This window comes from Amycolatopsis ponsaeliensis (assembly GCF_030182635.1).
GTDB classification, from domain to species: domain Bacteria; phylum Actinomycetota; class Actinomycetes; order Mycobacteriales; family Pseudonocardiaceae; genus Amycolatopsis; species Amycolatopsis ponsaeliensis.
In genome coordinates this window covers 1-23,677 of record NZ_JAPZLD010000092.1, presented here as the reverse complement: position 1 = coordinate 23,677, position 23,677 = coordinate 1, and the positions used below count along the sequence as shown (strand labels likewise).

24 protein-coding genes are annotated in these 23,677 nt (G+C 72.0%); 22 read left to right on the top strand and 2 right to left on the bottom strand.

Features of this window, described 5'->3' with window-relative positions:
* Positions 1 to 571 precede the first annotated feature (571 nt).
* The 7 genes from QQ657_RS55195 (at position 572) to QQ657_RS55165 (ending at position 7,296) form a co-directional block, all read left to right on the top strand.
* Positions 572 to 1,192, top strand: a complete 621-nt coding sequence (locus QQ657_RS55195) for a prepilin peptidase (RefSeq protein ID WP_284750505.1) — start codon at positions 572 to 574, stop codon at positions 1,190 to 1,192.
* Positions 1,193 to 1,240: 48 nt separating this feature from the next.
* Positions 1,241 to 2,428: a chorismate synthase gene (aroC, locus tag QQ657_RS55190; RefSeq protein ID WP_284750504.1), complete on the top strand. Its 1,188-nt coding sequence runs from the start codon at positions 1,241 to 1,243 to the stop codon at positions 2,426 to 2,428.
* The gene (locus tag QQ657_RS55185; protein ID WP_434056876.1) at positions 2,422 to 2,949 is read left to right on the top strand and encodes a shikimate kinase; all 528 of its coding nucleotides are present in this window, start codon (positions 2,422 to 2,424) and stop codon (positions 2,947 to 2,949) included. The genes aroC and QQ657_RS55185 overlap by 7 nt, the downstream gene beginning before the upstream one ends.
* Before the next feature lie 8 nt (positions 2,950 to 2,957).
* The gene (gene aroB / locus QQ657_RS55180; RefSeq protein WP_284750502.1) at positions 2,958 to 4,067 is read left to right on the top strand and encodes a 3-dehydroquinate synthase; all 1,110 of its coding nucleotides are present in this window, start codon (positions 2,958 to 2,960) and stop codon (positions 4,065 to 4,067) included.
* A complete protein-coding gene (aroQ, locus tag QQ657_RS55175) occupies positions 4,064 to 4,495 on the top strand; it encodes a type II 3-dehydroquinate dehydratase (RefSeq protein WP_086671145.1) in 432 nt (143 codons plus the stop codon). Before aroB ends, aroQ begins: the two co-directional genes overlap by 4 nt.
* Entirely contained in the window at positions 4,492 to 5,406 is a 915-nt protein-coding gene (locus QQ657_RS55170) for a GNAT family N-acetyltransferase (protein WP_284750501.1), read from the top strand. Before aroQ ends, QQ657_RS55170 begins: the two co-directional genes overlap by 4 nt.
* Positions 5,407 to 5,814: 408 nt before the next feature.
* The gene (locus QQ657_RS55165; RefSeq protein ID WP_284750500.1) at positions 5,815 to 7,296 is read left to right on the top strand and encodes a glycoside hydrolase family protein; all 1,482 of its coding nucleotides are present in this window, start codon (positions 5,815 to 5,817) and stop codon (positions 7,294 to 7,296) included.
* A gap of 150 nt (positions 7,297 to 7,446) precedes the next feature.
* Here the strand turns inward: QQ657_RS55165 and QQ657_RS55160 are convergent, their stop codons facing one another.
* A complete protein-coding gene (locus QQ657_RS55160; RefSeq protein ID WP_284750499.1) occupies positions 7,447 to 7,971 on the bottom strand; it encodes a B-4DMT family transporter in 525 nt (174 codons plus the stop codon).
* Between the two features lie 62 nt (positions 7,972 to 8,033).
* Here QQ657_RS55160 and QQ657_RS55155 point away from each other — a divergent pair, with 62 nt between their 5' ends.
* The 3 genes from QQ657_RS55155 to nusB are packed head-to-tail and all read left to right on the top strand — an operon-like array spanning position 8,034 to position 10,186.
* Positions 8,034 to 9,122 (top strand): M24 family metallopeptidase, encoded by a 1,089-nt coding sequence (locus QQ657_RS55155; RefSeq protein ID WP_284750498.1) that lies wholly within the window; start codon positions 8,034 to 8,036, stop codon positions 9,120 to 9,122.
* Positions 9,123 to 9,167: 45 nt separating this feature from the next.
* Complete coding sequence (gene efp, locus QQ657_RS55150; RefSeq protein WP_155542394.1) at positions 9,168 to 9,731, top strand: elongation factor P; 564 nt, start codon at positions 9,168 to 9,170, stop codon at positions 9,729 to 9,731.
* Positions 9,731 to 10,186: a transcription antitermination factor NusB gene (gene nusB / locus QQ657_RS55145; protein ID WP_284750497.1), complete on the top strand. Its 456-nt coding sequence runs from the start codon at positions 9,731 to 9,733 to the stop codon at positions 10,184 to 10,186. Before efp ends, nusB begins: the two co-directional genes overlap by 1 nt.
* 106 nt (positions 10,187 to 10,292) lie before the next feature.
* Here the strand turns inward: nusB and bldD are convergent, their stop codons facing one another.
* Complete coding sequence (gene bldD / locus QQ657_RS55140; protein ID WP_020422358.1) at positions 10,293 to 10,781, bottom strand: transcriptional regulator BldD; 489 nt, start codon at positions 10,779 to 10,781, stop codon at positions 10,293 to 10,295.
* A 248-nt stretch (positions 10,782 to 11,029) separates the two neighbouring features.
* On the opposite strand from bldD, the gene pyrR reads away from it, so the two are divergent.
* The 12 genes from pyrR to metK all read left to right on the top strand — a co-directional run bounded on the left by pyrR (position 11,030) and on the right by metK (position 23,504).
* Positions 11,030 to 11,656 carry a bifunctional pyr operon transcriptional regulator/uracil phosphoribosyltransferase PyrR gene (gene pyrR / locus QQ657_RS55135; RefSeq protein WP_284750496.1) on the top strand — a complete coding sequence of 209 codons (627 nt, stop codon included), beginning with the start codon at positions 11,030 to 11,032 and terminating at the stop codon, positions 11,654 to 11,656.
* Positions 11,653 to 12,585, top strand: a complete 933-nt coding sequence (locus QQ657_RS55130; protein WP_284750495.1) for an aspartate carbamoyltransferase catalytic subunit — start codon at positions 11,653 to 11,655, stop codon at positions 12,583 to 12,585. The genes pyrR and QQ657_RS55130 overlap by 4 nt, the downstream gene beginning before the upstream one ends.
* Entirely contained in the window at positions 12,582 to 13,868 is a 1,287-nt protein-coding gene (locus QQ657_RS55125) for a dihydroorotase (RefSeq protein WP_284750494.1), read from the top strand. Before QQ657_RS55130 ends, QQ657_RS55125 begins: the two co-directional genes overlap by 4 nt.
* Complete coding sequence (locus QQ657_RS55120) at positions 13,868 to 14,362, top strand: PH-like domain-containing protein (RefSeq protein ID WP_284750493.1); 495 nt, start codon at positions 13,868 to 13,870, stop codon at positions 14,360 to 14,362. The genes QQ657_RS55125 and QQ657_RS55120 overlap by 1 nt, the downstream gene beginning before the upstream one ends.
* Positions 14,359 to 15,480: a glutamine-hydrolyzing carbamoyl-phosphate synthase small subunit gene (gene carA / locus QQ657_RS55115; RefSeq protein ID WP_284750492.1), complete on the top strand. Its 1,122-nt coding sequence runs from the start codon at positions 14,359 to 14,361 to the stop codon at positions 15,478 to 15,480. The genes QQ657_RS55120 and carA overlap by 4 nt, the downstream gene beginning before the upstream one ends.
* Positions 15,480 to 18,794, top strand: a complete 3,315-nt coding sequence (gene carB, locus QQ657_RS55110) for a carbamoyl-phosphate synthase large subunit (protein ID WP_284750491.1) — start codon at positions 15,480 to 15,482, stop codon at positions 18,792 to 18,794. The genes carA and carB overlap by 1 nt, the downstream gene beginning before the upstream one ends.
* Positions 18,791 to 19,639, top strand: coding sequence for an orotidine-5'-phosphate decarboxylase (gene pyrF, locus QQ657_RS55105; RefSeq protein WP_284750490.1), 849 nt, complete (start codon positions 18,791 to 18,793; stop codon positions 19,637 to 19,639). The genes carB and pyrF overlap by 4 nt, the downstream gene beginning before the upstream one ends.
* A 107-nt stretch (positions 19,640 to 19,746) precedes the next feature.
* A complete protein-coding gene (gene mihF / locus QQ657_RS55100) occupies positions 19,747 to 20,064 on the top strand; it encodes an integration host factor, actinobacterial type (protein WP_003096398.1) in 318 nt (105 codons plus the stop codon).
* Positions 20,061 to 20,729, top strand: coding sequence for a guanylate kinase (gene gmk, locus QQ657_RS55095; protein WP_284750489.1), 669 nt, complete (start codon positions 20,061 to 20,063; stop codon positions 20,727 to 20,729). Before mihF ends, gmk begins: the two co-directional genes overlap by 4 nt.
* Positions 20,726 to 20,995 carry a DNA-directed RNA polymerase subunit omega gene (rpoZ, locus tag QQ657_RS55090; RefSeq protein WP_005152353.1) on the top strand — a complete coding sequence of 90 codons (270 nt, stop codon included), beginning with the start codon at positions 20,726 to 20,728 and terminating at the stop codon, positions 20,993 to 20,995. The genes gmk and rpoZ overlap by 4 nt, the downstream gene beginning before the upstream one ends.
* Positions 20,988 to 22,208 (top strand): bifunctional phosphopantothenoylcysteine decarboxylase/phosphopantothenate--cysteine ligase CoaBC, encoded by a 1,221-nt coding sequence (coaBC, locus tag QQ657_RS55085; protein ID WP_284750488.1) that lies wholly within the window; start codon positions 20,988 to 20,990, stop codon positions 22,206 to 22,208. Before rpoZ ends, coaBC begins: the two co-directional genes overlap by 8 nt.
* 93 nt (positions 22,209 to 22,301) lie before the next feature.
* On the top strand, positions 22,302 to 23,504 hold the full coding sequence (metK, locus tag QQ657_RS55080; protein ID WP_284750506.1) for a methionine adenosyltransferase: 1,203 nt from the start codon (positions 22,302 to 22,304) through the stop codon (positions 23,502 to 23,504).
* Positions 23,505 to 23,677 lie beyond the last annotated feature (173 nt).

Here is a 23,677-nt window from a genome sequence, read left to right as displayed (position 1 = left end):
CGGTGCTGCGCTCGGCGACGACGTCGGCGGCGAAGCTGGCCGCCCTCGAGTACGCCGATCGCGGGGTCACGGTCAACTGCGTCGCGGTCGGGGGCCCCCCCCCCCCCCCGCCCCCGGGGGACGGGGGCCCCCCGGCGGGGGCGGGGGGGGGGGCGGGGGGGGGCGCGGGGGGGCGGGGCGCCGCGCGGCGGGGGCGGGGTCGCGCCGCCGCGGGGGGGGGGGGGCCGCGGGGGCCCCGGGGGGGGCCCCGCCCCCGCCACCTGTTTCCCTCCCACTCACTCCCTCCCGCCCCGCCCCCAGCCCCGCGCCCCGACCCTCCAGGTACGCGACCCGACGGCCCAGGTACGCGAGTCGACCCTGCAATCACGCGTGTCGACCTTCTGATCACGCGTGTCGACCGCGCAATCACGCGAGCCGGGCCCCGACCGGCGGCCTCGGCTTCGCCGGCACGTGTGTCCCCGCGCCCCGCATGTCGCCCACAGGAGTGAAACCCAGCCCGGAACGTAGCGAACGGACCGTTCGCGACGCCCGGCATTTGCCCAGCTCACCCCACCCGCAGCACCCTGGACCCATGCCCCCGACGATCTTCGTCCTCACCACCGCGGCGGCCGCCGGAGCCGCCACCGCGCCACCCGCGGCGTGGGCTCTCGACCGCGCCAAAGCTCCGATCCCGGTCCGCCGCGCCGCCGTGCTGGCCGCCGTCGGCGTCCTGCTCGTCACCGCGTGCTGGCTGGCCGGCAGCGGGCCGGCCTGGTGGCTGCCCGTACCGCTTACACTCACCGCCGTCGCGGCCCCGCTCGCCCTCGCCGACCTGCGCCACCTCCGCCTCCCGGACGTCCTCACCCTGCCCGCCTACCCGCTCTTCGGCGCCGCGATCGGGGCCGCCGCACTCGGCGGTGGTGGCCCGTCGGTCGCCGTGCGCGCGGCCGCCGGTGCCCTCCTCTTCGGCGCCGCGCACGCGGCGGTCCGGAGTGCCGCACCCCACAGCCTCGGCGCCGGCGACGTGAAGCTGGCCGGCAGCCTCGGCGCGGTACTCGGCGCGGCCGGCTGGCCCGCCCTCGCCGTCGCGGCCGTGCTGGCGGCGCTTCTCAGCCTGGTCGTCGCGCTCGTGCGGAGAGCCCGCCGCGTGCCCCACGGTCCGGCCCTCCTCGCCGCCACCTGGCTGTGCGCCCTCTTCCCCGGTGCGCCATGACCGGAACACTCTTCGGGCTCGCCCGGCCTCCGTGACAGGATTGAGCCCATGTTGCGCTGGATCACCGCAGGTGAATCGCACGGACCCGCGCTGGCCGCCGTGCTCGAAGGCATGCCCGCCGGCGTCGGCGTCACCACCGCCGACGTCACCGAGCAGCTCGCCCGGCGCCGCCTCGGCTTCGGGCGCAGCCCGCGGATGGGCTTCGAGACCGACCACATCGACTTCCTCGGCGGCGTGCGCCACGGCCTCACCCAGGGCGGCCCGGTCGCGATCCAGATCGAGAACGCCGAGTGGCCCAAGTGGGAGCAGGTCATGGCGGCCGACCCGGTCGACCCGCAGATCCTCGAAGGCCTCGCGCGCAACGAACCGCTCACCCGGCCCCGCCCGGGCCACGCCGACCTGCCCGGCATGCAGAAGTACGGCTTCGACGAGGCCCGCCCCGTCCTCGAACGCGCCAGCGCGCGGGAGACGGCGTCGCGGACCGCGCTCGGCACCGTCGCGCGGAACTTCCTGAAGCAACTGCTCGGCGTCGAGATCCTCAGCCACGTCGTCTCGATCGGCGGGGCCGACGCACCCGAAGGCCCGCTGCCCGTCGCCGCCGACCTGGCCGCCATCGACGAGAGCCCGGTGCGTGCCTTCAGCCAGGAAGGCACCGACGCGATGGTCGCCGAGGTCGACGCCGTGCGGAAGGCGGGCGACACCGTCGGCGGCGTGATCGAGGTCCTCGCCTACGGCCTCCCGCCGGGCCTCGGCTCCCACGTCCACTGGGACCGCCGGCTCGACGCCCGGCTCGCCGGCGCGCTGATGGGCGTTCAGGCGATGAAGGGCGTCGAGGTCGGCGACGGCTTCACCACCGCCCGCCGCTGGGGCAGCCAGGCCCACGACGAGATCGACCGCGGCACCGGCCCGGTCGGCGTCACCCGCCGGTCCAACCGCGCGGGCGGCCTCGAAGGCGGCATCACCAACGGCGAGCCGCTGCGGGTGCGCGTCGCCATGAAGCCGATCTCGACCGTCCCCAAAGCACTGTCCACAGTGGACGTCAAGACCGGCGAGCCCGCCGTCGCGATCCACCAGCGCTCCGACGTCTGCGCCGTGCCGCGCGCCGGGGTCGTGCTCGAATCGGTCGTGGCGCTCGTCCTCGCCGACGCCGCGCTCGAGAAGTTCGGTGGCGACTCCCTCGGGGAAAGCAAGCGCAACGCCGAGGCGTACCTGAAGGCCCTCGAGGAGCGCTGGTGAGCCCTCGTGCGGTGATCGTCGGCCCGCCCGGCTCGGGCAAGAGCACGGTCGGCCCGCTGCTGGCGGCCGCGCTCGGCGTCGAATTCCGGGACAGCGACGCCGACATCGTCGCGCGCACCGGGCGCACCATCGCCGACATCTTCGCGGAAGACGGCGAACCCGCTTTCCGTGCGCTGGAAGAAGAAGCGGTCGCCACCGGGCTGGCCGAGCACGACGGCGTCCTGTCCCTCGGCGGCGGCGCCCCGCTCACCCCGGGCACCCGGGCCCGGCTGGCCGAGCACACCGTCGTGTTCCTCAACGTCGGCCTCGCCGCCGGGGTGCAGCGCACCGGCCTGTCGTCGGCGCGGCCGCTGCTGGCCGGGGTGAACCCCCGTGCCACGTTCAAGAAACTGCTCGACGAGCGGGTGCCCGTCTACCGCGCGGTCGCCACGGTCGAGGTCGTCACCGACAACCGGACGCCCGCCGACATCGTCGCGGGCCTGGCGGCCGAGCTCGCCGTCCCCGCCGAAGCCAAGGAGTGAGTCACCCCGTGTCCGATCCGGTGCGCATCCCCGTCGCCACCGCCCGTCCCTACGACGTCGTGGTCGGCCGCGGCCTGCTCGGCGACCTCACCGCGCAGCTGGCCGACGCCTCGAAGATCGCGCTGATCCACCCGCCCACGCTGACCACCACAGCCGAGGCCATCCGCGAAGAGCTGATCGCCGCCGGGCTCGACGCGCACCGCGTCGAAATCCCCGACGCCGAGGACGGCAAGGCGCTCACCGTCGCGAGCTTCTGCTGGGAGGTCCTCGGCCGGATCGGGCTGGACCGCCGCGGGGTCGTCGTCGGTCTCGGCGGCGGCGCCGTCACCGACCTCGCCGGGTTCGTCGCGGCTACGTGGATGCGCGGGGTCCGGCTGGTCAACGTCCCGACGACGCTGCTCGGCATGGTCGACGCCGCGGTCGGCGGCAAGACCGGCATCAACACCGAGGCGGGCAAGAACCTCGTCGGGGTGTTCCACGAGCCGAGCGCGGTGTTCGTCGACCTCGCGACGCTGGAGACGCTGCCGCCGAACGAGCTCGTCGCCGGCATGGCCGAGGTCGTGAAGACGGGCTTCATCGCCGACCCGCGGATCCTCGAGCTGATCGAGGCCGACCCGGCCGGCGCGCTGGACGCTAGCGGCGACGTGCTGGCCGAGCTGGTCCGCCGCTCGATCCAGGTGAAGGCCGACGTCGTGGCCGCCGACCTGCGCGAGTCCGACCTGCGCGAGATCCTCAACTACGGCCACACCCTCGGCCACGCCATCGAGCGCCGCGAGCGGTACCGGTGGCGCCACGGCGCCGCGGTGAGCGTCGGGCTGGTGTTCGCCGCCGAGCTGGCGCGGCTGGCCGGGCGGCTCGACGACGCCACCGCCGAGCGTCACGCCGCCGTGCTCAAGCTGCTCGGCCTGCCGACGACGTACGACGCCGACGCGCTGCCGCAGCTGCTGGAAACCATGAAGGGCGACAAGAAAACCCGGTCCGGAGTGTTGCGGTTCGTCGTCCTCGACGGCCTCGCGAAGCCGGGCCGGCTGGAAGGCCCGGACCCGTCGCTGCTGGCGGCCGCGTACTCGGCGATTGCGGCGGACGCTCCGAAGAGCGGCGGGAGCGTGCTGCTGTGAAGGCGTTCGTGTTCAACGGCCCCAACCTCGGGCGGCTCGGCAAGCGCGAGCCGTCGGTCTACGGCTCGACCACCCACGACGACCTCGCGGCGCTGTGCGTGAAGACGGGCGAGGAGCTGGGGATCGAGGTCGAGGTCCGGCAGACCGACCACGAAGGCGAACTGGTCGGCTGGCTGCACGAAGCCGCCGACGGCGGCAACCCGGTGGTGCTCAACGCGGGCGCGTGGACGCACTACTCGATCGCGGTGCGCGACGCCGCGGCGCAGCTGTCCGCGCCGCTGATCGAGCTGCACATCTCGAACGTGCACAAGCGGGAGGCGTTCCGGCACCACAGCGTGCTGTCGGACATCGCGACCGCGGTGATCGCCGGTCTCGGCGTCGACGGCTACCCGCTCGCCCTGCGGTGGCTCGCCGCGCACCCGGGATGACGCTGCCGACGCTGACCACGGCGCGGCTGAAGCTGCGCCAGCTGGTCGAGACCGACCGCGAAGCCGTCGTGAAGGTGTTCTCCGACCCGGAGATGAGCCGGTTCTTCGCCGCGGACTTCTCCGACCCGGCCGCGGCGAGCGCGATGGTCGACCGCCGGCTGTCCTACCGCGGCCCGGCGGGCCAGGGCCACTGGGTGATCGAGCGCGACGGCGAAGTCATCGGCGTCGCGCACCTGCGGCCGTCATCGGAACTGCCCGGCGGAGTGGCTGAACTGGGCTACTACGTCGCGAGCGCGCACGCGGGGCAGGGCCTGGCGACCGAGGCCGCCCGGGCGATGCTCGACCACGGCCTCGACGCGCTCGGGCTGCCGGCGGTGTGGGCGCTGGTGCACGAGAACAACGCGGCGAGCCGGAAGGTGGCGGCCCGGCTGGGCTTCCTCGATGTCGGCAGCGGCATCCACTACGGCGATCTGCACCGGGTGCTCGTATCGCTGGCGCCGGTGGCCGGGCGGCCGCACCACATCGAGCTGTGGGTGCCGGTCCTGGCGGAGGCCGAGCGAAGCTGGGGCTGGCTGCTGGGCGAGCTGGGGTGGCGGGAGTTCCAGCGCTGGCCCGCGGGCATCAGCTGGCGCCGCGGCGGGACGTACGTGGTGGTCGAGGCATCGCCGGCGATGAGCGCCCCATCGCACGAGCGCATGCGGCCGGGCTTGAACCACCTGGCGCTGCACGTGGGAACCCGCACCCAGGTCGACGACCTGGCCGAGCGAGCTGCCGACCACGGCTGGCGCCCGCTGTTCGCCGACCGGTACCCGTACGCGGGCGGGGAAGCGCATTACGCGGCTTATCTGGAGAACGACGCCGGCTTCGAGGTCGAGCTGGTGGCGCTCGAAGGCCCGCCGGCCGGGAACTGACCCGAGCTTCGCGGCCGCCCGCCCGCCCGCCGGGGGCGGGCCCCGCCAAGGCCGGGGTTCCCGGCAGCCGGGTTCCGGGCGAGCGCAGTCCGACTGCCTCGCCGGCGGTGTCTTGAATGAGTCATTCAGGGCGTGGGAGGTCCTGAATGACTCATTCAAGACGTTTGCCGGGGCACCGCACTCCGCGAGCGGCGCCGGGACAGCCAGGCCGGCGACTTCGCCGGGGCCCCTGCCACCCGGCACCGGGTCTGACCGGCCCACACTCCGGAAACCCGTTGCCCGCCCGCGATCTTGTGCGCGATCGAAGGACCGCCGACCAGGTGTGCCGCCACTCGGACGGGGTGGGTCTCGCTACACTCCGATGTCGTGAGCCCGTTTCGTCGTGGGGGTCGGCGACCCGCTCGTGCCTTGCTCGCCAGTGCTCTGGCCGGGCTGCTCGTCGCGGGGTGCACCGAGGGTTACGCCCAGCCTCAGGCCGCGGGGGACAATCCCGCCATCGCCGGCGGCAAGACCAGTTCCCCGCCGCGGCCGGTCGATGTCAAGCTCGCTTCGGGTGACCCCCGGGAGAGTGGTGGTGTGATCGCCGCCGGTGGGGCGGATGCCGTCTACAACTACGGACCCTCCGTCATGCTCGACCGCGGGCAGACCCGGATGTGGTGGTGCAGCCAGTACGGCGGCGCCGGACCCGCCGGCGACGACATCCTCTACGCCCAGGCCCAGTCGATCGACGGTCCGTTCGCCGGGCCCGGTGGCGGCATCCCGGCCGCCGTCTTCTCCGGCGCGCCCGGGCAGTTCGACGGCATGCACACCTGCGACCCGTCGGTGCTGCGCGTCGGCTCGACCTACTACCTCTACTACACCGGGGCGGCCGGCGACCACGCGCTCGGCAACGCCGTCGGGCTCGCCACCAGCCCGGACGGCGTGCACTGGACCCGCGCGGCGGGCGGGAAGCCGATCCTCGGGCCGTCGCACGACGTGCACCGCGCCAACGTCTACGGCGCCGGGCAGCCCTCGGCCGTCTACCTCGACGGCTGGTTCTACCTGATGGTCACCGACACCACCGGCCGCGCCGCTGCGTGGAACGGCGCCGGGCAGTTCGTGCTCCGGTCGCACGATCCCGCGTTCGGGTCCGGGGTGCAGGCCCTCGACGTCGGCGGGTTCGTGCCGGTGGCCACGACCTCCGCGCCGCGCGGCCGGTCGGTGGTCGAGGGGTTCAGCGCCGACCTGATGTGGGTCGGGGCGCTCGACGCGTTCGTCATCGCGCACGAGACCGACACCGGGACGACGCTGACGTTCTGGACCGCGGACTTCACCGAGAACCCGTTCCGGCCGGTGGTCATCCCGGGCCCGTGGAAGGAAGGGCCGGGGCTGGTGCGCCGCGCGGACGGGCACGCGCCGCTGTCGTCGGCCGCGCCGTGCGACCGGGTGCCGCTCGACGTCGTGCGCGCCACCACGATCGGTGGCGCCGCCGCGCCGACCGCCCTGCGGCACTTCGGGCTCGACCTGCTCGGCAGCCAGGCCTGCGCGAACCCGGGCCGGGTGGCCGCGACGTTCGACGGCGTGACGATGCCGTCCCCGGACCGGACGATGGACCTGGTCCGCGCCGGGCAGCGGGTGCGGGTCGACCGTCGAGGGGTCGCCACGGCCCTGGCCGGCGAGCTGCTGGAGAAGGAACCGCCCGAGGTGGCGGCGCTGCCGGTGGCGACCCGGCTGCGCTCGGGTGCGGACGCGGTCCAGGCGCCGGGCCGCGGGCTCGCGCTGGTCCTCGACGACCGCCGCCTGTGGGGAGTCCCGGACGCCGCGATCGTGGCCGGCAACGGCTCGGCGGCACACCCCGTGACGGACGCCCAGTGGGACGGCTTCCCCCAGGGCACTTCGCTGGTCGGCTGAGCCGAAAGTGGGCTTGATCGCCGGGGGAGCAGGCGAGAGGGCATTCCGCGACGCACCTCGCGGGTCGGCCCAGCCGCGCGCGGTGCTCGCTGGCGGGGAATCGACACTGCGCGCCAAGACCGGTCAGGCGAGCACCGGCCGAGCAGCGTCCTAGACCCGAGGTTCCCTGCTGTGCGACCGAATCCGCGGGGACGGCCGCGGCGACTCGCCCTCCGCCCGGACCCGGCGCCGCGGCCGCGGCGAAGGCGACTCCGAGTCCTCCGAGTCGTCCAAGTCCTCCGACTTGGACCGCCCGATCCGCCCGCCCACGAACAACCCGAGCCCGGCCGGAACCAACACCAGCAGCGCCGAAAACGCCGCCCCGCCCGTCAACGCCCCGCCCAGCTCCGACACGCCCGTCTGGTCGACGAACACCGCCCGCCCGATCACGTACAGGATCCCCGACACGACCCCCGCCACCAGCGCCGCGATGAACCACGCGCGGCCTCGGTCGGGGACGTCGCGCCATGCGTCCAGTGCGCTCCACAGGGCCGCCGCGCCGACCAGGACCGCCAGGGCCACCGCGGTCACCAGGGTCTGGTCCGTCGGGTGGTACACGGCGTACTTCGCCAGCAGCGTCAGCGCGACGCCGTGGAGCACCGCCATCCCGAGTCCGCGGATCACCCAAGCGCTCATCCTGCGCAGTGTAGGCCAGGTTACCGGCGAGTCGCTTGGCGTGCGCCCACTAGGCTGGAGCGGTGCCTGAAACCCATGGACGACGCCGGGCGGCGCTGCGCGGGCTTCTGACCGAAGCCGGCCTCGACGCGCTGCTGGTCACCGATCTGCTCAACATCCGCTACCTCACCGGCTTCACCGGGTCGAACGCCGCCGTGCTGCTGCACGCCGGGGGCGACGGGAAGACGCTCTTCTGCACCGACGGCCGCTACACGACGCAGTCGGCCGCCGAGGTGCCCGACCTGGACAAGGTCGTCGACCGGGCCAGTGCCGCCGCCCTCGTCGCGAAAGCCGCGAAGGACACCGGAACCTACGGGCGGGTCGGGTTCGAGAGCCAGCACGTCAGCGTCGAGGAGTACGAGTCCCTCAAGAAGAAAGTGGCCCTCGAACGGACCCCGGGGCTCGTCGAAAAGCTGCGCCTGGTGAAGGACGAAGCCGAGATCGAGGCGCTGCGCCAGGCGTGCGCCGCCGCCGACCGGGCGCTGGACGACCTCGTTGCCGCCGGTGGCCTGCGGCCCGGCCGGACCGAGCTGGAAATCGCCCGTGACCTGGAGAACCGGATGCTGGAGCACGGCTCGGCCGAGCCCAGCTTCGCCTCCATCATCGCCGCCGGCGCGCACTCGGCCATCCCGCACCACCAGCCGACGCACGCCCAGCTGAAGCGCGGCGACTTCGTCAAGATGGACTTCGGTGCGACCGTCGACGGCTACCACTCCGACATGACCCGCACCTTCGTCCTCGGCGAGCCCGCGGACTGGCAGCGGGAGGTGTACGACCTCGTGCACACCGCCCAGGCGGCCGGGGTCGCCGCCGTCGCGCCCGGCGCCGAGGTGTCCGATGTGGACGCCGCGGCGCGGAAGGTGATCGCGGACGCGGGCCACGGCGAGCACTTCGCGCACGGTCTCGGCCACGGCGTCGGCCTGCAGATCCACGAGGCGCCCAGCTTCGCCGCGACGGGCGTCGGTACACTGTCCGCCGGTATGGCGGTCACCGTCGAGCCCGGCGTGTACCTCGCGGGGCGCGGTGGCGTGCGCATCGAGGACACGCTCGTCGTGCGGGCTGGGGAGCCCGAACTCCTCACCCTGAGCACCAAGAACCTCGTGGTCGTCTGACAGCGGCCCCGAACCCGAAGATTCGACACAGGAGACTGCAAGCTCGTGGCCACGACCAACGACCTGAAGAACGGGCTCGTCCTCAACCTCGAGGGCCAGCTGTGGACCGTCACCGCGTTCCAGCACGTCAAGCCGGGCAAGGGCGGCGCCTTCGTGCGCACGACCCTCAAGCACGTGCTCACCGGCAAGGTGGTCGACAAGACGTTCAACGCGGGCACGAAGGTCGAGACGGCCACGGTGGACCGCCGCAACATGACCTACCTGTACAAGGACGGCCAGGACTTCGTGTTCATGGACGGCGACACCTACGACCAGATCACGGTGCTGGCCGCGGTCGTCGGCGACAACGCCAACTACATGCTCGAGAACACCGAGGTCCAGGTCGCGGTGCACGAGAACGAGGCGCTCTACGTCGAGCTCCCGACCTCGGTCGAGATCGTCATCCAGCACACCGACCCGGGCCTGCAGGGCGACCGCTCCACCGGCGGCACCAAGCCGGCGACGCTGGAGACCGGCGCGGAGATCCAGGTCCCGCTGTTCCTGTCCACCGGCGAGAAGATCAAGGTCGACACCCGCGACGGCCGTTACCTGGGCCGCGTCTCCAGCTGATGCCGACGTCGAAGCCCCACCCCAACCGCGGCGGCGCGATCAGCCGGCGGCAGGCGCGCCGACGCGCGGTGGAAATGCTGTACGAGGCCGTGCAGCGCGACACCGACGCGGTGACGCTGCTGGCCGACCGGGTCGGCGCGACCGAGGTCGACCCCGTCGGGGACTACACGATCACCCTGGTCGAGGGCGTGACCGGCCGGAAGACCCAGATCGACGAGCTGCTGGCCGAGCACGCGCAGGGCTGGACCCTGGAGCGGATGCCGAAGGTCGACCTCGCGGTGCTGCGGGTCGGGGTCTACGAGCTGCTCTGGGCCGAGGACGTGCCGGACCCCGTCGCGATCGACGAGGCCGTCGGCCTGGCGAAGGAACTGTCCACGGACGATTCGCCGCGGTTCGTCAACGGCGTGCTGGGCCGGATCGGCACGATCGCCGACCGCCTCCGCGCAGTGCTCTGACCGGCGCCGTTTCTCCTAGGTGCTGCGAGCCCCCCGACGAGGTCAGTGAGCGTCTCCGGTGCCCCCACCGAGGGCGCTCACTGCGTCGGCGCAACACGACTCGCGATCAGTCCTCCTTGGCGGGCCGGGCCTCCGGCGGGAGCACGCCCCAGTCGATGAGCTGCTCGGTGAGCTCGCCCGGGGTCATGTCGTAGATGATCGCCAGCGACCGCAGGTCCTCGGTGCGGATCGAGAGCACCTTGCCGTTGTAGTCGCCGCGCTGGCTCTGGATCGTCGCCGCGTAGCGGGCCAGCGGGCCCACCTTTTCGGCCGGCAGCTGCTGCAGGCGCTCGAGGTTGATCACGATCTTGGTGGCGGGCTCGGCGCCGGACGGTACCCGGCCCTCGGGCAGCAGCTCGACCACGGGCACACCGTAGAAGTCGGCCAGCTCGGCCAGCTTCTGCACGGTGACGGCACGGTCGCCACGCTCGTACGAGCCGACGACGACGGCCTTCCAGCGCCCACCGGACTTCTGCTCGACCCCGTGCAGGGACAGGCCCTGCTGCTGGCGGATCCCGCGGAGCTTGGCCCCGAGCGCCTTGGCGTAATCGCCCATCTGGTCGTTCTCCGTTCTCCACCCCCTCCCGGTCGGGGTGACCGGTCCAGGGGACTCGTCGAGTCGAATACTCAGAGTAATGGTTACGCATTGTTGTCACCAGGTCAAGCAGGAGCTTGCCGCGAATCACGCCACACCACCCGTAAGACTGAGCAAAGTGCCTGCTACTGTCGGTGCGAAAGCCCCGACCAGCAGGGGAACAGACGTCCTTTAAGGACCCGTCCGGTGAGGCGGGGAAGGAGTCCGAAGTGTCGTCACGTCCGCGTGGCGCGGCTGGTTCGGCCGGGGAGCGCGAGCTCCTGACGGCCGGCGATGTCGCGCGCACGATCGCCCGAATGGCCCATCAGGTCATCGAAAAGACCGCGAACGGTGCGGAGAGCACTACCCCGCCCGTGTTGCTCGGGATCCCCAGCCGCGGCACTCCGCTCGCGGCCCGCCTCGCCGGCAAGATCGGCGAGTTCTCCGGAGTCCGCCCGCCGACCGGCGCCCTCGACGTCACCCTTTACCGGGACGACCTCCGCCGCCGCCCGCCGCGCGCGCTCGAACAGACGCAGCTGCCCACCGGCGGCATCGACGACCGCGTGGTGATCCTGGTCGACGACGTCCTCTTCTCCGGCCGCACGATCCGGGCCGCGCTCGATGCCCTCCGTGATCACGGCCGCCCCCGCGCGGTGCAGCTGGCGGTGCTGGTCGACCGGGGTCACCGCGAGCTGCCGATCCGCGCCGACTACGTGGGCAAGAACGTGCCGACCGCCCGTACCGAGGGCGTGTCCGTCCTGCTGGCCGAGATCGACGGCCGTGACGCGGTCCTGCTGCGCCCCGCAGAAGTCTCAGAAGCCTCAGCGGCCACGGAAGCTCCTGGAGAAGAGTCTTGAAGCACCTGCTCGCCACCGACGGCCTGGACCCCGCGGTCGCCACCGCGGTGCTCGACACCGCCGACGAGCTGAAGCACACGCTGCTCGGCCGCGAGGTGAAGAAGCTGCCGACGCTGCGCGGCCGCACGGTGATCACGCTGTTCTACGAGAACTCGACGCGCACGCGGGTGTCGTTCGAGATCGCCGGGAAGTGGATGAGCGCGGACGTGATCAACGTCTCCGCGTCCAGCTCCTCGGTGAACAAGGGGGAGTCCCTGCGCGACACCGCCCTGACGCTGGCCGCCGCGGGCGCCGACTGCGTGATCGTCCGGCACCCCGCCAGCGGTGCGGCCCAGCGGCTCTCGGAGTGGCTGGCCGAACCCGGCACCTCGGTGGTCAACGCCGGCGACGGCACCCACGAGCACCCCACGCAGGCGCTGCTCGACGCGGCGACCCTGCGGGAGCGCCTGGGCTCGCTCAAGGACCGCCGGATCGCGATCGTCGGCGATGTCCTGCACAGCCGCGTCGCCCGCTCGAACATCCACCTGCTCTCCGCGCTCGGCGCGGAGGTGGTCCTGGTCGCGCCGCCGACGCTGCTGCCCTACGGCGTCGAGAGCCTGCCCGTCACCGTGTCGCACGACCTGGACGCCGAGCTGCCCGCGGTCGACGCGGTGATGATGCTGCGGGTCCAGGCCGAACGCATGCACGGCGGGTTCTTCCCGTCAGCCCGCGAGTACTCGATCGCGTACGGCCTCTCGGAAAAGCGGCAGAAGCTGCTGCCCGGCCACGCGGTCGTCCTGCACCCCGGCCCGATGCTGCGCGGGATGGAGATCGCGAGCGCGGTCGCCGACTCCCCGGCCTCGGCCATCACCGAACAGGTCCGCAACGGCGTGCACGTCCGCATGGCGGTCCTCTACCACCTCTTGGCCAGCGAAGGAGCCGCCGCGTGAGCACCGTGATCAAGGGCGCCCGCCCGTACGGCGAGGGTGATCCCGTCGACGTCCTCGTCGAGGACGGCGTGATCACCGCGATCGGCGCCGTCCAGATCCCCGAAGACGCCGAAATCGTCGACGCCGCCGGTCAGGTGCTGCTGCCCGGCTTCGTCGACCTGCACACCCACCTGCGCGAACCCGGCCGCGAAGACACCGAGACGATCGACTCCGGCTCGGCCGCGGCGGCGCTCGGCGGCTACACCGCGGTGTTCGCCATGGCCAACACCGACCCGGTCGCGGACAACGCCGTGATCGTCGAGCACGTGTGGCGGCGCGGGCAGGAGGTCGGCCTGGTCGACGTCCACCCGGTCGGCGCGGTCACCGTCGGGCTCAAGGGCGAGAAGCTGGCCGAGCTGGGCACGATGGCGAACTCCCAGGCGCGGGTGAAGGTCTTCTCCGACGACGGCCTCTGCGTCGCCGACCCGCTGCTGATGCGCCGCGCGCTGGAGTACTCGACCGCGCTCGACGTCGTCATCGCGCAGCACGCCGAGGAGCCGCGGCTGACCGTCGGCGCCCAGGCGCACGAGGGCGAGCGCGCGGCCCGGCTCGGCTACACCGGCTGGCCGGCCGCCGCGGAAGAGTCCATCGTGGCCCGCGACTGTCTCCTGGCGCTGCACGCGAACGCGCGGCTGCACGTCTGCCACGTGTCCACTTCGGGCACCGCCGACGTGCTGCGCTGGGCGAAGGACCGCGGCACGAAGGTGTCGGCCGAGGTCACGCCCCACCACCTGCTGCTCACCGACGAGCGCCTGGCCACCTACGACCCGGTCAACAAGGTGAACCCGCCGCTGCGCACGGAATCCGACGCCGAAAAGCTGCGCGCCGCGCTGGCCGACGGTGTCATCGACTGCGTCGCCACCGACCACGCGCCGCACGCGGTGCAGGACAAGGACACCGAGTGGACCGCCGCCCGGCCGGGCATGCTCGGGCTGCAGACGGCACTGTCCATCGTGGCCGAGACCATGGTCCGCACCGGGCTGCTCGACTGGCGCGGCGTCGCCCGCGTCATGAGCGAACGCCCCGCCGAGATCGGGAACCTGGCCGACCAGGGCCGGCCGATCGCGGTCGGCGAGCCGGCGAACCTGACGCTCGTCGACCCGGACGCCGAGTGGACGGTCCGGGGCGCGGAGCTGGCCAGCATCGCCGCCAACACCCCGTACGAGGGAATGCGGCTCCCCGGTGTGGTGACCGCGACGCTGCTGCGCGGGCGGCTCACCGCGCGGGACGGGAAGGTCTGCTGATGGAGCGCTTCTGGCTGGTGCTGGCGATCGTCGCCTTCTTCCTGCTCTGCCTCTGGGGCATGTACGTCGGCTGGCGCCGCAAGGCGCGCTCGCAGAGCGTGCAGGTGCCGCCGTTCCCCGCGATCCCCGGAGACGCGGGCGAGGTGCTGCTGGAGTCCACCGGCGTCTACGTCGCCACGACGTTCGCGGGGGAGTGGCAGAACCGGGTCGTCACCCGCGGCGCGGGCCTGCGCACCGGGGCGGTCCTGCGGCTGCACGACGGCGGCATCGCCGTCGAACGCGGGGGAGCGCCCGACTTCTGGATCCCGCGCGACGCCGTCACCGGCGTCCGGCGCGACGCGAAGATCGCCGGGAAGGTGATGGGCACCGACGCGCTGCTGGTGCTCACCTGGCGGGCCGGGGAGACCGAGCTCGACACCGGCTTCCGCGGCGACGAACTCGACGACTATCCACAGTGGATCGAACAGCTCAAGATCAAGGGAGGTGCCCAGTGAACGCGCGCGCTCAGGCCGCACTGGTACTCGAAGACGGCCGGGTGTTCCGCGGCGCGGCCTACGGCGCGCGGGGGCGAACCCTCGGCGAGGCGGTGTTCTGCACCGGCATGACCGGCTACCAGGAGACGCTCACCGACCCGTCCTACCACGGGCAGATCGTGGTGCAGACCGCACCGCAGATCGGCAACACCGGCTGGAACGACGAGGACGACGAGTCGGCGAGGATCTGGGTCAACGGCTACGTCGTCCGCGACCCCGCGCGCACGCCGTCCAACTGGCGCTCGAAGCGCTCGCTCGACGACGAGCTGGTGAACCAGGGCATCGTCGGCATCGCCGAGGTCGACACCCGCTCGCTGACCCGGCACCTGCGCGAGCTCGGCGCGATGCGGGCCGGGGTGTTCTCCGGCGACGCGCTGGGCACCGTCGACGAGATGGTCGCCGAGGTACTGGCGAGCCCGAAGATGGAGGGCGCCGACCTGGCGGGCCAGGTAAGCACGCCTCGCCCCTACGTGGTCTCGCCTTCCGGCGAAGTTCGGTTCCGGGTCGTCGCGCTCGACCTGGGCATCAAGTCCAACACCCCGCGCCAGATGATCCAGCGCGGCATCGAGGTGCACGTGCTGCCCTCGACGTCGACTTTGGACGAGCTGCTGGCGATCGAGCCGGACGGCGTGTTCCTGTCCAACGGCCCCGGCGACCCGGCCACCACGGTGCACGCCACCGAGCTGACCAAGCAGGTCCTCGGCCGCGAGATCCCGCTGTTCGGCATCTGCTTCGGCAACCAGGTCCTCGGCCGCGCGCTCGGCCTCGGGACGTACAAGATGCGCTACGGCCACCGCGGCATCAACATCCCGGTGATCGACGTCGCCACCAAGCAGGTGGCGATCACCGCGCAGAACCACGGCTTCGCCCTCGAAGGCGAGCCCGGGCAGCGCTTCGAGTCGCCCTTCGGCGCGGCTCAGGTCAGCCACTACTGCGCCAACGACGGCGCGGTCGAGGGCCTGCGGGCCTTCGACGTCCCGGCGTTCTCGGTCCAGTACCACCCCGAAGCCGCGGCCGGCCCGCACGACGCGGCCCCCCTGTTCGACGATTTCGTTTCGCTCATGGAGAAGAAGGCCTGATGCCGAAGAGGACGGACATCCAGCACGTGCTGGTGATCGGCTCCGGGCCGATCGTGATCGGGCAGGCCGCGGAGTTCGACTACTCCGGTACCCAGGCCTGCCGGGTGCTGCGCAGCGAAGGCCTGCGCGTGTCCCTGGTGAACTCGAACCCGGCCACCATCATGACCGACCCCGAGTTCGCCGACGCCACCTACATCGAGCCGGTGACGCCGGACTTCGTCGAGAAGGTCATCGCGGCGGAACGGCCGGACGCGATCCTCGCCACCCTCGGCGGGCAGACGGCGCTCAACTGCGCGGTCGCCCTGCACGAGCGCGGCGTGCTCGACAAGTACGGCGTCGAGCTGATCGGTGCCGACATCGACGCCATCCAGCGCGGCGAGGACCGGCAGAAGTTCAAGAACATCGTCGCCGAGGTCGGCGCCGAGACCCCGCGAAGCCGCGTGTGCAACACCATGGACGAGGTCCGGGACACGGTAAAAGAGCTGGGCCTGCCGGTCGTCATCCGGCCGTCGTTCACCATGGGCGGGCTCGGGTCCGGCATGGCGCACACGCCCGAGGACCTCGAGCGGCTCGCGTCCACCGGGCTCACCGAGTCTCCGGTCACCGAGGTGCTCATCGAGGAGAGCGTGCTCGGCTGGAAGGAGTACGAGCTCGAGCTGATGCGCGACAAGAGCGACAACGTCGTGGTCGTCTGCTCGATCGAGAACGTCGACGCGATGGGCGTGCACACCGGCGACTCGGTCACCGTCGCGCCGACCATGACCCTCACCGACCGCGAGTACCAGGTGATGCGCGACGTCGGCATCGACGTGCTGCGTGCGGTCGGCGTCGACACCGGCGGCTGCAACATCCAGTTCGCGATCAACCCGGCCGACGGCCGGATGGTCGTCATCGAGATGAACCCGCGCGTTTCGCGAAGCAGTGCCCTGGCGTCGAAGGCGACCGGCTTCCCGATCGCCAAGATCGCCGCGAAGCTCGCCATCGGCTACACCCTCGACGAGATCACCAACGACATCACGAAGGCGACGCCCGCGGCCTTCGAGCCCACCTTGGACTACGTCGTCGTGAAGATGCCGCGGTTCGCCTTCGAGAAGTTCCCGGGCGCCGACCCGACGCTGACCACGACGATGAAGAGCGTCGGCGAGGCGATGTCGTTCGGCCGCAGCTTCCCCGAGGCGCTCGGCAAGGTGATGCGCTCGATCGAGACCAAGGCGACCGGCTTCTGGACGCTGCCCGACCCCGAGGGCGCCACGCTGGAGTCCACTTTGGACTCGTTGCGCGTGCCGCACGAGGGCCGCCTCTACGAAGTGGAACGCGCGCTGCGCCTGGGCGGCACCGTCGCGCAGGTGCACGAGGCCTCCGGCATCGACCCGTGGTTCATCGACCAGATCGCCCTCGTCGGCGAGGTGGGCGCCGAGGTCCGCGACGCGCCGGTGCTCGACGGCGACCTGCTGCGCCGCGCCAAGCGCACGGGCCTGTCGGACCGCCAGGTCGCCGCGCTGCGCCCGGAGCTGGCCGGCGAGGACGGCGTCCGCGCGCTGCGGCACCGCCTCGGCGTGCGGCCGGTGTTCAAGACCGTGGACACCTGCGCGGCCGAGTTCGCCGCGAACACGCCGTACCACTACTCGGCCTACGAGTCCGACCCCGACGCGCAGACCGAGGTCGCGCCGCAGACCGAGAAGCCGAAGGTGCTCATCCTCGGCTCGGGCCCGAACCGGATCGGCCAGGGCATCGAGTTCGACTACTCCTGCGTGCACGCGGCGATCGCGTTGCGGGAGGCCGGGTTCGAAGCCGTCATGGTCAACTGCAACCCGGAAACCGTGTCCACCGACTACGACACGTCCGACCGGCTGTACTTCGAGCCGCTGTCCTTCGAGGACGTGCTCGAGGTCGTGCACGCCGAGCAGGCGTCCGGCACGGTCGCCGGCGTCATCGTCCAGCTCGGCGGCCAGACCCCGCTGGGCCTGGCCAAGCGGCTCGCCGACGCCGGTGTCCCGGTGGTCGGGACGCCGCCGGAGGCCATCCACCTGGCCGAAGACCGCGGCGCGTTCGGCGAGGTGCTCACCGAGGCCGGGCTGCCCGCGCCGCGCTACGGCACGGCGACGTCGTTCGAGGGCGCCAAGCGGATCGCCGACGAGATCGGCTACCCCGTGCTGGTCCGGCCGTCGTACGTGCTCGGCGGGCGCGGCATGGAGATCGTCTACGACGAGGAGACCCTCGCCGGCTACATCAGCCGCGCCACCGAGATCAACCCCGAGCACCCGGTGCTCGTGGACCGCTTCCTCGACGACGCCATCGAAATCGACGTCGACGCCCTGTTCGACGGCGAAGAGCTCTACCTCGGCGGCGTGATGGAGCACATCGAAGAAGCCGGCATCCACTCCGGCGACTCGTCGTGCGCGCTGCCGCCGATCACGCTCGGGCACACCGACCTGCAGGCCGTCCGCCGCTCCACCGAGGCCATCGCGCGGGGCGTGGGCGTGCGCGGGCTCCTGAACGTCCAGTACGCGCTCAAGGACGACGTCCTGTACGTCCTGGAGGCCAACCCGCGCGCGTCGCGAACGGTGCCGTTCGTGTCCAAGGCGACCGCGGTGCCGCTGGCCAAGGCCGCCGCGCTGATCATGACCGGCTCGACGATCAAGGACCTGCGCGAGAGCGGCGTCCTCCCGGCCGACGGCGACGGCGGGCAGCTGCCGGCGGACTCGCCGGTCGCGGTGAAGGAAGCGGTGCTGCCCTTCCACCGCTTCCGCACCCCCGAAGGCCACGGCGTCGACTCGCTGCTGGGCCCGGAGATGAAGTCGACCGGCGAGGTGATGGGCGTCGACGTCGACTTCGGCAAGGCGTTCGCCAAGTCGCAGAGCGCGGCCTACGGTTCGCTGCCGACGTCCGGGCGCGTCTTCGTCTCGGTGGCCAACCGCGACAAGCGCTCGCTGGTGTTCCCGGTGAAGCGGCTGGCGGACCTCGGGTTCGAGATCCTCGCCACGTCCGGCACCGCGGAAGTGCTGCGGCGCAACGGGGTCGCGTGCACCGTGGTGCGCAAGCACTACGAGGGGTCGACCGACGCCGAGCCGAACATCGTGGACGTCATCCTGAACGGCGACGTCGACATGGTGATCAACACCCCGTACGGGAACAGCGGTCCGCGCGTCGACGGCTACGAAATCCGCACCGCCGCGGTGTCGCGCGACATCCCCTGCGTGACGACCGTGCAGGGCGCCGCGGCGGCCGTGCACGGCATCGAGGCGCTCATCCGGGGCGACATCGGGGTCAAGTCCCTGCAGGAGCTGCAGGCGGCGCTGAAGGCGAAGTCGTGAGCGCGCGCGAGCGGTTCGGGGCGCGGCTGGCGAAGGCCGTCGCGGACCGGGGCCCGCTGTGCGCCGGGATCGACCCCCACCCGGGCCTGATCGAGGCCTGGGGACTCCCGGTGGACGCTTCGGGCCTGGAACGGTTCGCGCTGTCCGCCATCGAGGTACTGGCGGCGCGCACGGCGATCGTCAAGCCGCAGTCGGCGTTCTTCGAAAGTTTCGGAGCGGCGGGTGTCCGGGTGCTGGAACGGGTCGTCGAAACCGCGCGCGAAGCCGGCGCACTGGTGCTGCTGGACGTCAAGCGCGGCGACATCGGCTCCACGATGGCGGCGTACACGGCCGCGTACGTGGCCGAGGGCGCGGCGATCGCGGCCGACGCGATCACCGTTTCGCCGTACCTCGGGTTCGGCTCTTTGGCCCAATGCGCCGAAACGGCGGTCGCCGCGGGGAACGGCATCTTCGTGCTTGCGCGGACTTCCAACCCCGAAGCGGCCGCGGTGCAGAACGCGAAGCTGCCCGACGGGCGCACGGTGGCGCAGGCGATCGTCGACGAAGCGGCGGCGTTCAACGACGGAGCCGGACCGCTCGGCGATGTGGGTGTCGTCGTCGGCGCCACCGTTCCGCCCGGGGAACTGGATCTTTCCCGGCTGAACGGACCGGTGCTGGCGCCCGGTTTCGGGGCCCAGGGGGCCACTGCGGCCGATTTGCGGGCACTTTTCGGTGTCTCGCTGCCAGGAGTGCTGCCCGCGTCGTCCCGCGACATCCTGAAGCACGGTCCGGAGCAAGCGGCTTTGCGCCAAGCGGTCGAACGGGTCGCCGAAGTGCTGGCCGACCCGCAGGAAAACGGCCAATAGCAGGGCCCGGAACCGGGTCCCACCAGGCACCCCCGCATTGTGGCCGGTGCTCACGGGTGGGTACCGTCGCGTCACCCACCCAGATTTGAGAACTACCGGAGGAAAACGTGGCACTTCCCCAGCTGACAGAGGAACAGCGCGCTGCGGCGCTGGAGAAGGCCGCCGCCGCTCGCCGCATCCGTGCTGAGCTGAAGGAGCGGCTGAAGCGGGGCGGTACCACTCTGGTCGACGTGCTGAAGCAGGCCGAGGAGAACGAAGTCCTCGGCAAGATGAAGGTTTCGGCTCTGCTCGAGGCCCTCCCGGGCGTCGGCAAGGTCCGCGCGCAGCAGACCATGGAACGACTGGAGATCGCCCCCAGCCGTCGCCTTCGCGGCCTCGGCGACCGGCAGCGCAAGGCGCTGCTGGCCGAGTTCAGCGGCGAGTGAACGGCGCCGGTCGTGACTACCCGGTGACCCCGGGCGCCGACCGCGGCAGTGAGCCGGTGGCGGGGGACATCCCCCGGCACCGGCTCACCGTCGTATCGGGGCCTTCGGGGGTCGGGAAGTCGAGCGTGGTGGGCGAGCTGCGGAAGCTGGAGCCCGACATCTACTTCAGCGTCTCGGTCACCACGCGCAAGCCCCGCCCCGGCGAGATCGAGGGCGCGCACTACCACTTCGTCGACCGCGCCGAGTTCGACGCGATGGTCGCCGACGGCCGGCTCCTGGAGTGGGCCGAGTTCACCGGCAACTGCTACGGCACCCCGCGCGAGCCGGTCGAGAAGGCTCTCGCCGAAGGGCGCCCGGCGATCCTGGAGATCGAACTGCAGGGCGCCCGCCAGGTCCGCGCGGCCATGCCGGAGGCCCGGCTGGTGATGCTGATGCCGCCGTCCTGGGAGGAACTGGTCGGCCGGCTCACCGGGCGCGGCACCGAAAACGAGGCCGCCGTGCAGGCCCGGCTGGCGGAAGCGGAGCGTGAACTGGCCGCCGCCGGCGAGTTCGACCACCGCGTCGTCAACGCCGACGTGCGGGAGGCCGCTGAGCACTTGCTAAACTTGATTACCGGCGAGCAGTTTGCCGCCGGTAGTCCCACAGATTCGGAGCACCAAGAGTGACGACTCAGGCGACGCTGCACGAAGAGCTCGAGGGCATCACCAACCCGCCGATCGACGACCTGCTCGAGAAGGTCAGCTCGAAGTACGCGCTGGTGATCTACTCGGCCAAGCGTGCCCGCCAGATCAACGACTACTACGCCCAGCTGGGCGAGGGCCTGCTCGAGTACGTCGGCCCGCTCGTCGAGCCGGGTCCGCGCGAGAAGCCGCTCTCGATCGCGCTGCGCGAGATCCACGGTGGCCTGCTCGAGCACACTGAGGGTGAGTAAACCCAAGGTCGTCCTGGGCGTGGGCGGCGGCATCGCCGCCTACAAGGCCTGTGAGGTGCTGCGCGGGCTGACCGAATCCGGTCACGACGTCCGCGTGGTTCCCACCGAAGCCGCGCTGAACTTCGTCGGCGCGGCCACCTTCGAAGCCCTCTCCGGGCACCCGGTGCACACCGGCGTGTTCACCGAGGTGCCCGAGGTCCAGCACGTCCGCGTCGGCAAGGAAGCCGACCTCGTCCTGGTCGTCCCGGCCACCGCGAACCTCCTCGCGAAGGCCGCCCACGGCCTCGCCGACGACCTGCTGACGAACACCCTGCTCACCGCCCGGTGCCCGGTCGCCTTCTTCCCGGCGATGCACACGGAGATGTGGGAGCACCCCGCGACCCGCGACAACGTGGCCCTGCTGCGCTCGCGCGGCGCGAACGTCATGGAGCCCGACTCCGGCCGGCTGACCGGTGCCGACACCGGCAAGGGCCGCCTGGCGAACCCCGCCGAGATCGTCGACCTCGCCCGGCTGCTGCTGGCCCGCCCGGACGCCCTCCCGCGCGACCTCGAAGGCGTCCGCGTCGTCGTGTCGGCCGGCGGCACCCGCGAGCCGCTCGACCCCGTCCGCTATCTGGGCAACCGCTCGTCCGGCAAGCAGGGCTACGCGCTGGCCCGCGTCGCCGCCCAGCGCGGCGCCGAGGTCACCCTGGTCACCGCCCACACCGTCGCCCTGCCGGACCCGGCGGGCGCGCGGGTGGAGCACGTCTCGACGGCCGAGGAGCTGCGGCAGGCGGTGCACGCCGCGGCCGGGACCGCCGACGTCGTCGTGATGGCCGCCGCCGTCGCCGACTTCCGGCCGGCGAACCAGGCCGCGCACAAGATCAAGAAGTCCGACGACCAGCCGGACCCCGTCATCACGCTCGACCGCAACGCCGACATCCTGGCCGAGCTGGTCCGCGACCGGCGGCCGGGCCAGGTCGTCGTGGGATTCGCCGCGGAGACCGGCGACGAGCACGGCGACGTCCTCGACCACGCCCGCGTGAAGCTCAAGCGCAAGGGCGCCGACCTGCTGGTCGTCAACGCGGTCGGCGACGGCAAGGCGTTCGGCACGGAGGACAATTCGGGCTGGCTTCTCGGGTCCGACGGCACGGAAATCCCCATACCTCTCGGCGCGAAGGCCGAACTGGCGTCCACTCTGTGGGACGCTGTTGTGAGCTTCGTGAAGCGTTGACGGTCCCTTGAGCGATAGTCAGTACGCTTGCACAGGTAAGGGGTGCCTAAGTTACGGGGCATCCGACGACAAGGTGAGGAAGTGACGGCCACGGTGACCGCGTCTAGCAGCAGATTGTTCACCTCGGAGTCGGTGACCGAAGGGCACCCCGACAAGATTTGCGACGCCATCAGCGACTCGATCCTCGACGGTCTGCTGTCGAAGGACCCGCGCAGCCGCGTCGCGGTCGAGACCCTGATCACCACCGGTCAGGTGCACGTCGCCGGCGAGGTGACCACGGAGGCGTACGCCGACATCCCGACGATCGTCCGCGACGTCATCCTGCGGATCGGGTACGACTCCTCCGCCAAGGGCTTCGACGGCAACTCGTGCGGCGTCAACGTCGCGATCGGCTCGCAGTCGCCCGACATCGCCCAGGGCGTCGACACCGCGTACGAGTCGCGGGTCGAGTCGGACGAGGACGAGATCAACCGCCAGGGTGCCGGCGACCAGGGCCTGATGTTCGGCTACGCCTGCTCCGACACCCCGGAGCTGATGCCGCTGCCGATCGCGCTGGCGCACCGGCTGTCGAAGCGGCTGACCGCGGTCCGCAAGGACGGCGTGCTGCCGTACCTGCGCCCGGACGGCAAGACCCAGGTGACCATCGAGTACGCCGGCGACCAGCCGGTGCGCCTCGACACGGTCGTCGTGTCCTCGCAGCACGCCGACGGCATCGACCTCGAGCGGATGCTCAGCGTCGACGTCAAGGAGCACGTGGTCGGCCCGGAGATCGACGCGCTGGGCATCGACACCTCCAGCGCGCGGCTGCTGGTCAACCCGACCGGCCGCTTCGTCATCGGCGGCCCGATGGGCGACGCCGGCCTGACCGGCCGCAAGATCATCGTCGACACCTACGGCGGCATGGCCCGCCACGGTGGCGGCGCGTTCTCCGGCAAGGACCCGTCCAAGGTCGACCGGTCCGCCGCGTACGCGATGCGCTGGGTGGCCAAGAACGTCGTCGCCGCGGGCCTGGCCCAGCGGACCGAGGTGCAGGTCGCGTACGCGATCGGCAAGGCGGCCCCGGTCGGCCTGTTCGTGGAGACGTTCGGGACCGAGACGGTCGACCCGTCGAAGATCCAGCAGGCCATCACCGAGGTCTTCGACCTCCGGCCCGCCGCGATCATCCGCGACCTCGACCTGCTGCGCCCGATCTACGCGCCGACGGCGGCGTACGGCCACTTCGGCCGGCCCGAGCTGGACCTCCCCTGGGAGAGCACGTCCCGCGCCGAGGCACTGAAGTCGGCCGCCGGCGCCTGACCCCGCTCAACTGCCGTTAAGGCCACCTTACGGGCGCCAGACGCCCGTAAGGTGGCCTTAACGGGCTCTTCGTATTGATGTGTGGGTGGTCACCGGCCTGGGAGATCGGGTCGGTGACCACCGAGGGCGAGCATGGCCAGCGCCATCAGGGACCCGGGCATACGGAACCCGAA